Source organism: Cohnella abietis (genome assembly GCF_004295585.1).
In the GTDB taxonomy this organism is placed as follows: domain Bacteria; phylum Bacillota; class Bacilli; order Paenibacillales; family Paenibacillaceae; genus Cohnella; species Cohnella abietis.
Map to the genome: position 1 here is coordinate 1,538,136 of NZ_AP019400.1, position 12,864 is coordinate 1,550,999.

Annotated in this window: 14 protein-coding genes; 12 read left to right on the forward strand and 2 right to left on the reverse strand. The window is 43.9% G+C overall.

The features are described from left to right. The first annotated feature begins 79 nt into the window (after positions 1-79). The 5 genes from KCTCHS21_RS06205 (at position 80) to KCTCHS21_RS06225 (ending at position 4,070) form a co-directional block, all read left to right on the forward strand. Positions 80-724: a M50 family metallopeptidase gene (locus KCTCHS21_RS06205; protein ID WP_232058101.1), complete on the forward strand. Its 645-nt coding sequence runs from the start codon at positions 80-82 to the stop codon at positions 722-724. A 97-nt stretch (positions 725-821) separates the two neighbouring features. Further along, on the forward strand, positions 822-2,381 hold the full coding sequence (locus KCTCHS21_RS06210; RefSeq protein ID WP_130605955.1) for a tetratricopeptide repeat protein: 1,560 nt from the start codon (positions 822-824) through the stop codon (positions 2,379-2,381). Between the two features lie 32 nt (positions 2,382-2,413). Beyond that, positions 2,414-2,743: a hypothetical protein gene (locus tag KCTCHS21_RS06215; protein WP_197726510.1), complete on the forward strand. Its 330-nt coding sequence runs from the start codon at positions 2,414-2,416 to the stop codon at positions 2,741-2,743. A gap of 374 nt (positions 2,744-3,117) precedes the next feature. After that, complete coding sequence (locus KCTCHS21_RS06220) at positions 3,118-3,591, forward strand: 2-thiouracil desulfurase family protein (protein WP_130605957.1); 474 nt, start codon at positions 3,118-3,120, stop codon at positions 3,589-3,591. Positions 3,592-3,851: 260 nt separating this feature from the next. Next, the gene (locus tag KCTCHS21_RS06225) at positions 3,852-4,070 is read left to right on the forward strand and encodes a hypothetical protein (protein ID WP_232058102.1); all 219 of its coding nucleotides are present in this window, start codon (positions 3,852-3,854) and stop codon (positions 4,068-4,070) included. A 195-nt stretch (positions 4,071-4,265) separates the two neighbouring features. On the opposite strand, the gene KCTCHS21_RS06230 is transcribed toward KCTCHS21_RS06225, so the two are convergent. Then, positions 4,266-4,598: a hypothetical protein gene (locus tag KCTCHS21_RS06230; protein ID WP_130605961.1), complete on the reverse strand. Its 333-nt coding sequence runs from the start codon at positions 4,596-4,598 to the stop codon at positions 4,266-4,268. 68 nt (positions 4,599-4,666) lie between these two features. Between KCTCHS21_RS06230 and KCTCHS21_RS06235 the strand changes: the two genes are divergently transcribed. Together KCTCHS21_RS06235 and KCTCHS21_RS06240 are read left to right on the forward strand one after the other, a co-directional pair. Further along, positions 4,667-5,494, forward strand: coding sequence for a hypothetical protein (locus tag KCTCHS21_RS06235; RefSeq protein WP_130605963.1), 828 nt, complete (start codon positions 4,667-4,669; stop codon positions 5,492-5,494). Positions 5,495-5,626: 132 nt separating this feature from the next. Next, positions 5,627-6,934, forward strand: coding sequence for an ABC transporter substrate-binding protein (locus KCTCHS21_RS06240; protein ID WP_130605965.1), 1,308 nt, complete (start codon positions 5,627-5,629; stop codon positions 6,932-6,934). Positions 6,935-7,006: 72 nt separating this feature from the next. Here KCTCHS21_RS06240 and KCTCHS21_RS06245 read toward each other — a convergent pair whose 3' ends face one another. Further along, entirely contained in the window at positions 7,007-7,738 is a 732-nt protein-coding gene (locus KCTCHS21_RS06245) for a class I SAM-dependent methyltransferase (RefSeq protein ID WP_157993966.1), read from the reverse strand. A gap of 334 nt (positions 7,739-8,072) precedes the next feature. Here KCTCHS21_RS06245 and KCTCHS21_RS06250 point away from each other — a divergent pair, with 334 nt between their 5' ends. From KCTCHS21_RS06250 to KCTCHS21_RS06270, 5 genes are all read left to right on the forward strand, one after another. Further along, on the forward strand, positions 8,073-9,209 hold the full coding sequence (locus tag KCTCHS21_RS06250; protein ID WP_130605969.1) for a LolA family protein: 1,137 nt from the start codon (positions 8,073-8,075) through the stop codon (positions 9,207-9,209). 215 nt (positions 9,210-9,424) lie between these two features. Then, on the forward strand, positions 9,425-10,612 hold the full coding sequence (gene alr / locus KCTCHS21_RS06255; protein ID WP_130605971.1) for an alanine racemase: 1,188 nt from the start codon (positions 9,425-9,427) through the stop codon (positions 10,610-10,612). 188 nt (positions 10,613-10,800) lie between these two features. Further along, entirely contained in the window at positions 10,801-11,082 is a 282-nt protein-coding gene (locus KCTCHS21_RS06260) for a CopG family ribbon-helix-helix protein (protein WP_130605973.1), read from the forward strand. A 3-nt stretch (positions 11,083-11,085) separates the two neighbouring features. Beyond that, positions 11,086-11,436, forward strand: a complete 351-nt coding sequence (locus KCTCHS21_RS06265; protein WP_130605975.1) for a type II toxin-antitoxin system PemK/MazF family toxin — start codon at positions 11,086-11,088, stop codon at positions 11,434-11,436. Between the two features lie 86 nt (positions 11,437-11,522). Further along, the gene (locus KCTCHS21_RS06270; RefSeq protein WP_130605977.1) at positions 11,523-12,755 is read left to right on the forward strand and encodes an aminopeptidase; all 1,233 of its coding nucleotides are present in this window, start codon (positions 11,523-11,525) and stop codon (positions 12,753-12,755) included. The last annotated feature ends 109 nt before the right edge of the window (positions 12,756-12,864 follow it).

Here is a 12,864-nt window from a genome sequence, read left to right on the forward strand (position 1 = left end):
AAGAGGATTTTGTTAGAAGTCGCCTTACCTTCTAGTTAAGAAAGAGGAGATTACTATCCAATCCTGGCTAAAAACGGCTGTGTTCCTAGCGGTAACAGTATTTCTAACTCGATTCATTCCGTTCTCTGAATTTTTCCGCAATGTAGATACATTGGTGCATGAGCTGTCACACGCCCTTGTTACTCTTATGCTGTCAGGCAAAGTCATGTTTATTCATCTCTATGCCGATCAGAGCGGCGTTACGTATTCTTCCTATGCGGGTACGTGGAAGTCCATTCCGATTTCACTTGCGGGATATATGGGCTCGGCGTTGTTTGCGATGCTCTTATTTTACCTGCACTCCAAGAAGAATGAGAAGGAAGGGTTAATTGCAATTGCGGTTGTCGCCTTGCTTGGCTTGTCTTTATTTGTTCGAAATGGCTATGGTATGGCTTGGTGCGGGGGCTTTGCTGCTCTAACGATCATAGTATGCTATTTTTCACGTCCAGGGTTGCTGAAAGCTTATTATTTACTCATTGCCTTTCTCTGCTTAGTGGAGTCAGTCATTAGCTCATTGATTATTCTTAGTAATACGTTTCAAAATTCCGGACCTGGGGGGGATGCGGCTAATCTCAGCAGCGACACTTACATTCCCGCAGTATTCTGGGCACTATTTTTCACAGTATTCTCCCTCTGGTGCGCGCGCACATCGATCAAGCTATTTTACAAACGAAGCTTTGATTAATGAATAGCTTCCTCACACAGCTTTCTCTAATTCGCGACTATGGAAAATAGGATAGACTAAGCTTGTCAGTAAATTATGTGAAGCAGGTATAAACAAGATGACACAAACAGAACAGCACCTTTACCGTTTCAGTGAATCGCCCATCTGGGAGCTGCAGCGCTCTTATTATGAAGAGCAAGGAATTAAGGCGTGGCAAACAGAGGAAGTCCCTCAATACATAACAAGTAATCCAATCATTGCTATGGCTTATGCCGAAATGATATTCGGGTTTCTTCAAGATAGAGCCCGATTAGATAGCACCTCTGAGCCTGTCACGATCGTTGAGCTTGGAGCAGGCTCAGGTCGATTAGCCTTCCATATTCTTAACGAGTTGTGCGGGCTTATAGAATTTGCGGGTATTTCGCTTCCCCCTTTCCGTTATGTTATGAGTGATTTAGCTGACAAAAATATAAGCTATTGGCAACAGCATAGAGGCTTAATTCCCTACCTTGAACAAGGGATATTGGATTTTGCGAAATTTGATGCAGTTAAGGACACAGAATTAAGACTGGTGCAATCGGGTGTCCTTTTGGGAAAAGGTGATCTGCATCAGCCGTTGTTGGTTATAGCCAATTACTTCTTCGATAGCATTCCGCAAGAGCTGATCTACGTAGAAGAAGGTAAAGTCTACGAATGCAAGGTTTCCTTACAGCTTCCGAGCGGGGTGGAGGGTGCTGATCAAAGCCCATCGGAAATGCTGAAGCAAGCCGTTCTTGAATATCACTACCGGCGTGCAGCCGATTACGAACGAAAAACATATCCGTACCATAACGTGGTTGAGCTTTACAGAGAGAAGCTTGAGGATTCCCATATTCTTTTCCCAGCTATTGGTTTGGAGTGCTTAGAGCGGATTGGACAGCTGTCACAACAGGGCTTCCTGCTGCTGACGGCGGATAAAGGTGACCATCGATTAGAAAGCTGGGAATTCGCTGAGCCTCCTAAGTTAATTCATCACGGAAGCTTCTCAATTACAGCCAACTATCATGCTATTCAAATGTTTTTCGAGCAGAAGGGTGCAGTGTCGTACTTCACCACGCATCATCATAACAACTTAAACGTAGGCTGCATTCTCATGCTACATGATCCGATGGGTTATGCGAACACTCGGCTAGCTTATCGTAGATTCATCGAACGGTTTGGTCCTGATGATTTTTTTAGCATGAAGGAATGGTTCGATGGTCAACTGGAGGAAATGGAGCTGCGACAAGTTCTAGCCCTCTGGCGACTAGGTGGCTATGATGCCCAATGGCTGCTGCAAAGCGTTCGTCGGATATCTGATCTTCTTCCAGATTGCACAGAGCAGGAGATGGAGGATATTCGTAGTGGGATTCACAAAATGTGGAAATCCTATTATGATATGAATGAGATGCACAACTTGGCGTTATACTGCGGGTTCCTGCTTTATCAGATGTATATGTTCGAGGATTCGTTGTTTTTCTTTGAACAGTCACTTCATCATAGTGAGGCAGATTCCGAAGTGCTCTATCATCTTGCTGTTTGCAGCTATGAGGTGGAGAGCTATGACTGTGCATTGGATTATACGGTTAAAACCTTGGCCCTTGAGCCTGAACATGAAGGAGCCCTGACGCTTTATAAGCTTGTTAAGGTGTTAATTTAGGACATCGAATCACAAAAAGTGAAGGCGAGGAATTGAAAGTGCGTATTGATGGAATTGATGGAATGACAGTAACGAATATTCAGGATGAAGTACAGCAAGGCGGGAAATTCGTGGTTTATACTTACTGCTTCTCCGTTATATTAATGACCTTCAAACGCAGCTCAGATATTTATTTTGTTAGATATAACGAAAGCTCTGTTGGGAAGGGGATGAAATATACTCTCCTCAGTTTGTTAGTAGGCTGGTGGGGGATACCGTGGGGCCCGATCTATACCATTGGCGCGTTATTTACAAACCTAAAGGGCGGCAAGGACGTAACCGAGGAAGTAATGAACTCGATTATGGAGCAAGTAGCTTCATAGTGCCGATGTCAAAATAGCATCCAAGAGACATACATACATACATATAGATAGACAGAGAGCCGTCTTTCCCACAAATGGGTTAGGCGGCTTTTTTTATTTATAAACCCTGAATAGGCGAGAACTCACTCTTCAATCGTCTTTTCTTCGATACCGCACGCGTGTCTTCGCTTGGAGTGCTAGAGGTATACAAATTATAGCTATTGTCCCAAGTGATACGGCGAATGGTGTTGCAAGCCTATTGTTCTAATGGTTTTGTTTCAAAATTTTAGCAGAGAATGCTGTTAAATCAATCCTTTATAATATATACTATTCATATTGGAATTTAAGGTTTAATGTAATTAATTTGTCTCAATTAAATGACTGGAGGAGTTACGATGACTCAAAAAGTGTTAGTAAGCGCCTGCCTATTAGGCCATAAGGTGAGGTATGACAATGGAGATGTTCCTTGTCTGGATCAGCGGTTCTTGAATTGGCATGAAGCGGGGAGATTGGTTCATATTTGCCCGGAAGTGGTCGGTGGGCTTCAGACACCTCGCCCGGATGCGCAGCGTCAGGGAGATCGTGTCGTTACTGGAGATGGTGTCGATGTCACCGAACCGTTCGAGAAGGGTGCGCAAGCGGCACTGAAATTAGCTTTGGAGCATAAGGCGACGATTGCGATTTTGAAGCAGGATAGTCCGTCATGCGGAAGCTTGTTTATTTACGACGGGTCATTTACTGATGCGAAGATAGCAGGTGAAGGTACGACTGCGGAATTGCTAAGAAAAAATGGAATCAAAGTATTTGGAGAAGATCAATTAGATGAGGTTGAACGGGAGTTAGCTATAGTTGATGGCACAAGTTCATGAATAATGTAAGATAGGGGCATATTTGATAGGGTTTTATAGTGAATGAGTTGTTCGTCATTCTATGTTTTTTAATTCCGATAGAAGTGGTAATTCCAACTGGAAAAGTCAGAATAAAAGGGCTAACTAATATTTATATCACATAGAAAACGCAGTAGCAATAAAAAAATAGTAAAAAATGCAAAAAAGTTCTTGAATAGGTTCAAGAACTGTAGTAACTTGTATATGAAGCTAATAATGAGGAGATGGAATAAATGGAAAATATGGCGATGAAGATGATGATGAACATGTGTATGGAAGAAATGATGTGCAAGATGAAGTGTATGAAGATGATGATGGACCAAATGCAAATGATGGACATGAACATGATGAAATCAATGGACATGGATGTAGACATGATGATGGCTAAAATGCAAGAGTGCGACGAAATGACAACAATGATGATGAAAATGATGCGTGAGATGAAACAAGTTTCCATGTAATAACGTCTTTGGAATCTGACCATTCCGCAGACGGGCAGAGCAGACAGCTGCATGCCATCCCATTTTCCGGGTAGAGCAGATGAAGCTGTAATAATAGCATATGATAGTGCAGGTGTTTCGGTTCCGGTAAAGGGATCGGGGCTTTTTTTATTTTATAGACTTTATAAGGTGCAAATGCCAGTACTCATAAAGGTGTCATCCAATTTCGCGGATTTGGTGGCCGATAACGTTCCTTTGTACTTTTAATTCCCACACGCGCTCTTTCAACGCTTGTTGTCTGTCACTATTATCATTAATGCGAAGCTGTTCATATAGCTCAAGCATCTTCTGGTTAACCTCGTCAAACCGAATCCACAATTCTTGGCGTACTCGGTGTGCCTTGAGTTCCTCAATTGCAACTTCCTTATGCTTGAACTGCTCAAGGATCTGGTTCTGCCACTCGGAGTCACCGATTTCCACAGCAAAGTTGAATAAATCCAATTGATCGTCGATCCAGACTTGAGCAACTTGCTTCGGTAATGTCCTCATGGGAATCAGCTCCAAACTCTCTTTTTGGTGTATACCAAGTATTATACTCGGAATTAAAGGTTTTGCAAGTGAAGAATGCGGAATACTTAAATTTTATTTTAAAGTGGGTAAAAGTTAGAGGTTGTAATAGCGGGCTTTTAGCGCACCCCACTTCCTCTATTGTGGAAGAAGCTGTGGATTGGCGGGAGATAGTGAACGGAGGGTTCCTTATTAGGGCTGAAGTTACTGTTTGGCGGGAGATAGTGAACGTAGGGTTCCTTATTAGGCTAGAAGTTGCTGATTGGCGGGAGATAGTGAACGTAGGGTTCCTTATTAGGGCTGAAGTTACTGTTTGGCGGGCGATAGTGAACGGAGGGTTCGTTATTAGGGCCGAAGTTACTGATTGGCGGGCGATAGTGAACGTAGGGTTCCTTATTAGGGCTGAAGTTACTGTTTGGAGGGAGATAGTGAACGTAGGGTTCGTTATTAGGGTTGAAGCTACTGTTTGGCGGGAGATAGTGAACGCAGGGTTCCTTATTGGGGCTGAAGTTACTGTTTGGCGGGAGATAGTGAACGGAGGGTTCTTTATTAGGGTTGAAGTTGCTGATTGGCGGGAGATAGTGAACGGAGGGTTTCTTATTAGGGCTGAAGTTACTGTTTGGCGGGAGATAGTGAACGGAGGGTTCGTTATTAGGGCCGAAGTTACTGTTTGGCGGGAGATAGTGAACGGAGGGTTCCTTATTAGGGCTGAAGTTACTGATTTGCGGGCGATAGTGAACGTAGGGTTCCTTATTAGGGCTGAAGTTACTGATTGGCGGGAGATAGTGAACGGAGGGTTCGTTATTAGGGCCGAAGTTACTGATTGGCGGGCGATAGTGAACGGAGGGTTCCTTATTAGGGCTGAAGCTGTTGTTTGACGGGCGATAGTGGAACGAGGGTACGTTAATGTGACCGAAGCCACTGTTGGCACGCCCAATTTTTTAACCCTAGTAGATTGGTAATGTTGTATAATATTCCTAAAATATTAAAAAGGGTGGAATATTTTGCGGATGAAGAAATTTCTAGCGATTTCAATGCTAACTATTATGGCTTGGAGCTCATCGGGATGCAGCGATAATAAGGAATATTCGAAGGCCGTCGAGATTCATTTTCAGGTCTTCTATCCAGAGAATCATCCTTTCTTTGCAGATGGGAAGCTCGTAAAGGCTGCTGAAAATTTTCACAAACTAAACCCAGATATTAAAGTAATAATAGATTACTTGGAGTCTAATGAGGCAATGGCTTTAACCGATAACGATACAAAGCTACTTGAAAGTGATAAGCCGCAGGATATTGTCCCATTTGCAATTAACAAGCTCGGTTTGGCAGAGCAAAATGGATGGTTGAGAGATATGTCTTCACTAGTAAGCTTATCTGGGCCAGGGCAAATGGATATTAATCAGACGATCCTTGAAGCGGGCACAATTAATGGCAAATTACTTTTGCTACCGTATGCCGTTAATCCAAGGGTGATTTTATATAATAAGGATATTTTTGATAAGGCGAGAATTCCTTATCCTCAAGAGGAGTGGACCTGGGAACAGTTTAGAGACATTTCGAAAAAAATAAAACCGTCCATTGGCAGCGGCTCAGTGTTACCTTACGAGCCTTTAACCTTCGACGTACTTATGGCGAGTACAGGAAAAGGGATATTGTCGCCGAGTGGGGATACTTCAGTTGGGTATTTAGATAGTCCTGAGGCAGTCCGCACCATACAGTGGCTTAATCAGTATTATCAAGACAATGTGGACGAGCTTCATAAGCTAAGTCCTAAAAGCAATAGTGATGCCTTGGATGGATTTGTCGACTATAGCACAGGGATGATTCTTAATAGTGCCTTCTCTAAATTTTATTCTTTCGAGGGAACGAATAAGGATAAATTGGGCATTGCATCGCTTCCCTATTTCGAAGCAGGTAAGCGAGCTAATGCTATTGGATTCTCAACAATTGGAATCTCTCAGAAAAGCCAGCATCCCCAGGAAGCGTGGGCATTTATTGAATATCTCACGTTAACGAATAATGAAGATTCAATCCAATTCTCAGATACAATTCTAACCAGTGCGAAAGTGGCAGAAGCGGCAGGCCAAACAACAGATCCGAGCAAAAGCGTAGCCCTTAAGGAAATGGATTATGTAGTGAAATCATCTAGTGAGGCAAATCAGTTTTTTACCCAGGCATGGAATAAAGAGCTGACTGCCCAATTTCAAGAGCTTCTGAGAACAGAGGATCATAATATTCCTGCTAGGTTACACGAATTAGCACTAGCGCTTGATAAAGAATTGAACCGTTTGAAAACGATAGATGAACAGCTGGAATAAATGCTTGTTCGTTGTGTTGTGATCAAAAAGAAGACAGCGGCAAATATTTACTCGCCGCTGTCTTCTCTTATTTTATATTCTTTGTGCAACAATCATAATTTCAATGTCAGATACAGACAATTGCTTATCACTAAAGTTTCCAGCGGAACATCCATATCCGTTCAATACTCTGAATCCGGATTGTTCAAAGAGGAGCTTGAGCTCTCGGAAAGTGAAGGCGGTTGTGTAAATCCCAACTTCCTTTGAAGCTCCTTCGGAGTTGGTGATCGTTTCAATAGCGCTTGTAGTATTGGTGTAAGCATTCATGTTATCGTCAATTCTAACTGCGCTTAGGGCGTTAATGGCCGTTAAAACAAACAGTGAGTCACGCTTTAATACGCGATGAACTTCACGAAGTATTTGTTTATGCCCTTCATCGTCACCGGCTAAACCAAATGCACCTTCACATAGACAGATGGCTCCATCATATGATTGAGTCAACGGTAAACGACGGGCATCTGCCACGATGAACGTAGCATTCAAATTTTCCTCGGCAGCTCTTCTTTGAGCCAGTTCAATAAAAGATGAAGAAATATCAACTCCCGTTGTCATGAAACCACGGCGTGATAATTCTAAGCTATGCCGACCTGGACCACATCCGATATCGATTATTGAAGCGTCTGCTTGCAGGTCCATGTGCTCTATCAAAAAATCAACTTCTTGCAGTGTCCCCTTAGTAAAACCAAAATTCAAGTAATTTTCTCCTAAAAAGTTACCTATCTCTTCGTAAAAGTTACCGCTATATTTATTGTTTTGGTTTGTCATGCTTACCTCCATTAATATATGTGACACAGAGGAGGTTATATTGATGAATATTACAGCTCCGTGTCCCTTATTTGATATTGCGCTGAAATAAGACATAAACTTTTCATGTTCATCACTCGCTTTTCTTTAGATATTTTATAATAATCATAGAAGGAAACTTTTGTCTACGAAGAGATTTTTTTCAATAAAGTGGTATTGGGATTCAAGTTATTGATGTAATAGGTGTGATTTAATACTCCCATTCAAAAAGCTTGTCAGGCTAGTCTGCATAAATGGTCAAGTCCCCTCATAGACATGAACCATGGAATTATTAATGTGCAGAGGGGTGGATCGCATGCGTCGTCGGATTTCATGGATCACTGCTATTGCTCTTGTCTCGGTCATTTTATTGGCCGGCTGTGGGAGCAAAAACGCGGATTCGATCGTGAAGGACTTGGACAAGGTTGTTGGCAAGATGGAGAGTTATGAAGGCAGCGGTACGATGATCTTACATACAGGACAGCAGCCGCAAACGTACAAGGTAGAGGTGTGGTACCAGAAGCCGGATCTATACCGGATATCGCTAACGAATGAGAAGCAGGATGTTACGCAAATTGTGCTTCGTAACGCAGACGGTGTATTCGTTCTCACGCCGCAGCTCAATAAAAGCTATCGTTTCCAAAGCGATTGGCCGAAAAATCAAGGACAGGTTTACTTGTACCAGACGTTAGCTCAGAGCATTATCTTGGATAACTCTCGTCAGTTCACTACAACTAAAGACAGCTATGTATTCGATGTCATGGCTGGTAATTATCAGAATGGCTCGTTCGCACGTCAGAAGATTTGGTTAGCACAAAATGATTATGCTCCAAGACATGTCGAGGTTTCGGATGCAAATGCAAAGCTGATGGTAGAGGTCAATTTTGACACCTTCAAATTCGGCAAGAAATTTGATAAATCCGCATTCGACATGGAAAAGAACATGGGAGCCACTCCTAACACTAAGCCTTCAGATTCGTCAAATGGTAGTGCGAGCCCAGATAATACAGCAGCCCCGGATCCTTCGGCAACACCTGACAATGAAACCACCGCGCAACCTGATCAAGAGGGGGTAACTGGAAATGGTAATACTACACCAGTTGCAGCCATTGAATTTAAACCAATCGAGCCGGATATAGATGCATTACCGGTAGGTGTTGAGCAAAGAGATACAACAGAAGTGCAGCTCGGGGAGCATCAAGGTATTATGCTTCGTTATACTGGAAGCTATGATTTTACAATAGTAGAGTCAGTGGCTAAGGATAGAGCTGTTACGTTAAGCAAAGGAATTGCACTGGACCTTGGATTCACGATGGGGCATCTCACAGAAGGCGAGTCTAGCACGCTGACTTGGACGAAGGATGGAATTGAATTCCGTCTGAGTACAGAGGATCTTCCGCCTGAAGCTATGATTACAATCGCTCAATCGATGACGGAATCCTCAGGTAAATAAAAAAGTAGCCAAAGGCCGGTCGTTCTATGATCGGCCTTTGGCACAAGCATAGTTATCTAAGCTTCTGCCACGTGGTCCCATAGATTACGACTATCGTTTGAAATTATCTAGATAGGAATAGGTTTCCAACCTGTTTAGCGTTGACAGTACCGCATCCTCCCGGTAACATTACTATAATGTAGCATTAGCAGCAGGGTAGGGTAGGTGAACGGTCTGTGGACTGTTATTATCGGCCAACTGTGGCCGAGATTTCTTTAGATGCCCTTGATCACAACATTAGGGTGTTCCGTAAACGTGTACCTGAAGGTACAAAAATACTAGCATCAGTTAAAGCAAATGCTTACGGGCATGGGGCAGTAGAAATTGCCCGCAGAGCTGTAGCGACTGGTGTAGATTACTTAGGGGTTGCGTTCTTGGATGAAGCGTTGCAACTACGCTCATCAGGAATAGAGGCTCCCATTCTGGTGCTAGGATATACTCCGGTAGAGGGACTGCTCCTTGCAAGGGAGAAAGGCATTACAGTAACTTTATATCGTGAACAGATGCTGGATGATGTAGAAGCTCTTCCTGTCTCTGACGTGGGTAAGAAATTAAAAGCGCATATAAAAATTGATTCTGGGATGGGCCGATTAGGTTTACTTCCAGGCAAAGAAGCAGAGCGGTTCTTGGAGAGGGCTTTCACGCTACCCCAGCTTGAGGTAGAGGGGCTATACACTCACTATGCGCGTGCGGATGAAGTAGATAAGGAATACACATTACTTCAGGTGCAGCGGTTCGGGAGTGTTGTAGATTACGTAAAACGCTCAGGGCTACCGATATCAATTATTCATTGTGGAAATAGCGCCACGGGAATAGATTTGCCAGAGCATGTCGGTCAAATGCTGCGTCTCGGTATTAGCATGTACGGTCTGTACCCTAGTCCGGAAGTCAATTCCGACCATGTGGAATTGGAGCCCGTGCTCACCTTGAAAACCTCCGTTGTGCATGTCAAAAGCTTGGCTGCTGGTGAAGGGATTAGCTACGGAACGCGTTATTTTACGCAGGACACTGAATCTATTGGTACTTTGCCGATTGGTTACGCGGACGGTTTTAGCCGAATGTTAAGTGGAAATGCGGAAGTGCTTGTTCGTGGACATAGAGTTCCTGTGCTAGGCAGGATCTGTATGGATCAATGCATGATTCGCTTAAGTGATGCCGAGGTTCAAGATTTGCCGCAGATTGAAGTGGGCGAAGAGGTTGTGCTGATCGGGCGACAAGGAGATAGCACTATATCTGTTGAAGAAGTCGCAACGAGGCTAGGGACAATTAATTATGAAATAACTTGCATGCTGGCGGCTAGGGTTGCGCGGGTTTATCGCAGTAATGGTAAGATAATATCGGTTGTCAATCCGCTGCTTGGGTAATATTGGATAGCATTTTTTTGTATGATTAAGGCAGGAATGTTAGGCATCTATCTCGAATGCTAATTTAGTACGATGATAGATATTAAAAGTTATGCTGTTTTTAACTTATGGTTCGTATATTTCTTAGCAGACTCATGCATACTGGGAAATAGGGTGCTTGTTGGAAAATCTTTGGGGGTGTCCGTTCGGTGGCCAATTTACACAATACGAAACGCATTATGATCAGTCTTCCGGATCATTTGCTGCGTGAAGTCGACTTCGTAGTCGCCAAGGAAAATACCAACCGCAGCGAGATAATCCGCCAGGCTATGAAGCATTACTTAGTTGATCGCAAGAAGCGGTTAATTCGTGATGCGATGCAACGTGGCTATTTGGAAATGGCCAAGATCAATCTGAATATGGCATCTGAAGCTTTTCACGCCGAAGAAGATGCCGACAATATACTCGGACGCCTCGTAAGCGGGGTGTAGGCTTTGATTGTGAAGCGCGGGGATGTTTTCTACGCCGATTTGTCGCCGGTCGTTGGTTCGGAGCAGGGTGGTGTTCGTCCTGTTCTTGTTATCCAGAATGATATTGGCAACCGTTTTAGCCCAACAGTTATTATTGCGGCTATAACGGCTCAGATTCAGAAAGCGAAGCTGCCCACACACGTCGAAATCGAAGCAAAGAATCATGGCATGGAGCGCGACTCGGTTATCCTGCTTGAGCAAATCCGCACAATCGATAAGCAACGATTAACGGACAAAATCACGCATCTGGACGATGAGACCATGCGCAAGGTGGATGAAGCTTTGCAGATTAGCGTAGGATTAATTGATTTCTAAGACGAGGCAGGGGCTGCGTAATAGCGGTTTCCTGTCATTTTTATATAGAATAGGGTTGTACATAGAGGATGGGAGAGTGAGCAGTAATGGGATTGGAAAAGCAATTGGAGAAATATGCAGAGTTAATCGTTAAGGTCGGTGTGAACGTTCAAGCAGGGCAGGAGGTATTCATCACAGGCTCTATCGAGATGGCTAACCTTGTTCGCCTAGTGGCTGACAGAGCCTATGAAGCTGGAGCAAGCAACGTTCATGTCGATTGGACGGATGAAGCTTTGTCCAGATTGAAATACGAGAAAGCGGCGGATGAGGTATTTACTCATTTTCCAGCATGGGAGACAGCTAAGAGAGGTGCTTTTGTAGCGAGTGGAGCTGCATTCATCTCCATTATCTCGCCTAATCCGGATTTGCTTAAAGGCATTGATTCAAAGCGTATAGGTAATTATCAGAAGGCAGCGGGCACGGGACTTGCAGAATTCAGACGCGCCATTCAGGCCGATAAAGTAAGCTGGACAGTAGTCGCGGCTTCTACAAAGGATTGGGCTATCAAAGTGTTCCCTGACAGTAGCTCGCAGGAGCATGCAGTCGAGCAGCTATGGGAAGCTATCTTCACTGCCGTTCGTCTAAATGCTGCTGATCCCGTTCAAGCCTGGGAAGAGCACAATGCAACGCTGCATCGGAAGAGCGATATTTTGAACGAAAAGCATTTTCATAAGCTACAATATCGTGCTCCGGGAACAGATCTAACGATTGAACTGCCAGAGAAGCATGTTTGGGTTGCTGCTAGCAGTACGAATGTGAATGATGTGCCTTTTATGGCTAATATACCGACGGAGGAAGTATTTACAGTTCCTCTTAAAACTGGCGTTAACGGTTACGTATCAAGCACAAGGCCACTTAGCCATGGAGGCAATATCATCGATGGCTTTAAGATAACGTTCGAGAACGGGCGAATTGTTCAAGTCGAAGCTGAGAAGGGACAGGAGATTCTGCAGCAGCTGGTCGATACGGATGAAGGCTCGCATTATCTTGGTGAGGTCGCGCTTGTGCCCCACGAGTCGCCAATCTCTCAATCCAACGTATTGTTCTTCAATACATTATTTGATGAAAATGCTTCAAACCATCTCGCCATTGGAAGCGGGTATGCATTCAATGTAGAAGGCGGCAAAGTCATGTCTCCTGAAGAGCTAGCGGCAAGCGGTGTTAACTCCAGCATCATGCACGTTGATTTCATGATAGGGTCCGGGAACATGGATATTGATGGCGTGCTTGCTGACGGGACGGTCGTTCCGATCTTCCGCAAAGGTAACTGGGCTATCTAAAAGGACAAACGGGTGCTTATCACAAGATTGCCTCTGTACCGGTAATGCCGGGAAGGGGCTTTTTCTTTTACTAAAAGCGCTAGTTCATCGGTGTTTACTTGCTTTCTTA

Coding starts and splice junctions, on each gene's coding strand:
- KCTCHS21_RS06220 (WP_130605957.1), top strand. CDS start 3,118: ATGACTCAAAAAGTGTTAGTAAGCGCCTGCCTATTAGGCCATAAGGTG.
- KCTCHS21_RS06225 (WP_232058102.1), top strand. CDS start 3,852: ATGGCGATGAAGATGATGATGAACATGTGTATGGAAGAAATGATGTGC.
- KCTCHS21_RS06250 (WP_130605969.1), top strand. CDS start 8,073: ATGCGTCGTCGGATTTCATGGATCACTGCTATTGCTCTTGTCTCGGTC.
- KCTCHS21_RS06210 (WP_130605955.1), top strand. CDS start 822: ATGACACAAACAGAACAGCACCTTTACCGTTTCAGTGAATCGCCCATC.
- KCTCHS21_RS06240 (WP_130605965.1), top strand. CDS start 5,627: ATGAAGAAATTTCTAGCGATTTCAATGCTAACTATTATGGCTTGGAGC.
- KCTCHS21_RS06245 (WP_157993966.1), bottom strand. CDS start 7,738: ATGACAAACCAAAACAATAAATATAGCGGTAACTTTTACGAAGAGATA.
- KCTCHS21_RS06270 (WP_130605977.1), top strand. CDS start 11,523: ATGGGATTGGAAAAGCAATTGGAGAAATATGCAGAGTTAATCGTTAAG.
- KCTCHS21_RS06230 (WP_130605961.1), bottom strand. CDS start 4,598: ATGAGGACATTACCGAAGCAAGTTGCTCAAGTCTGGATCGACGATCAA.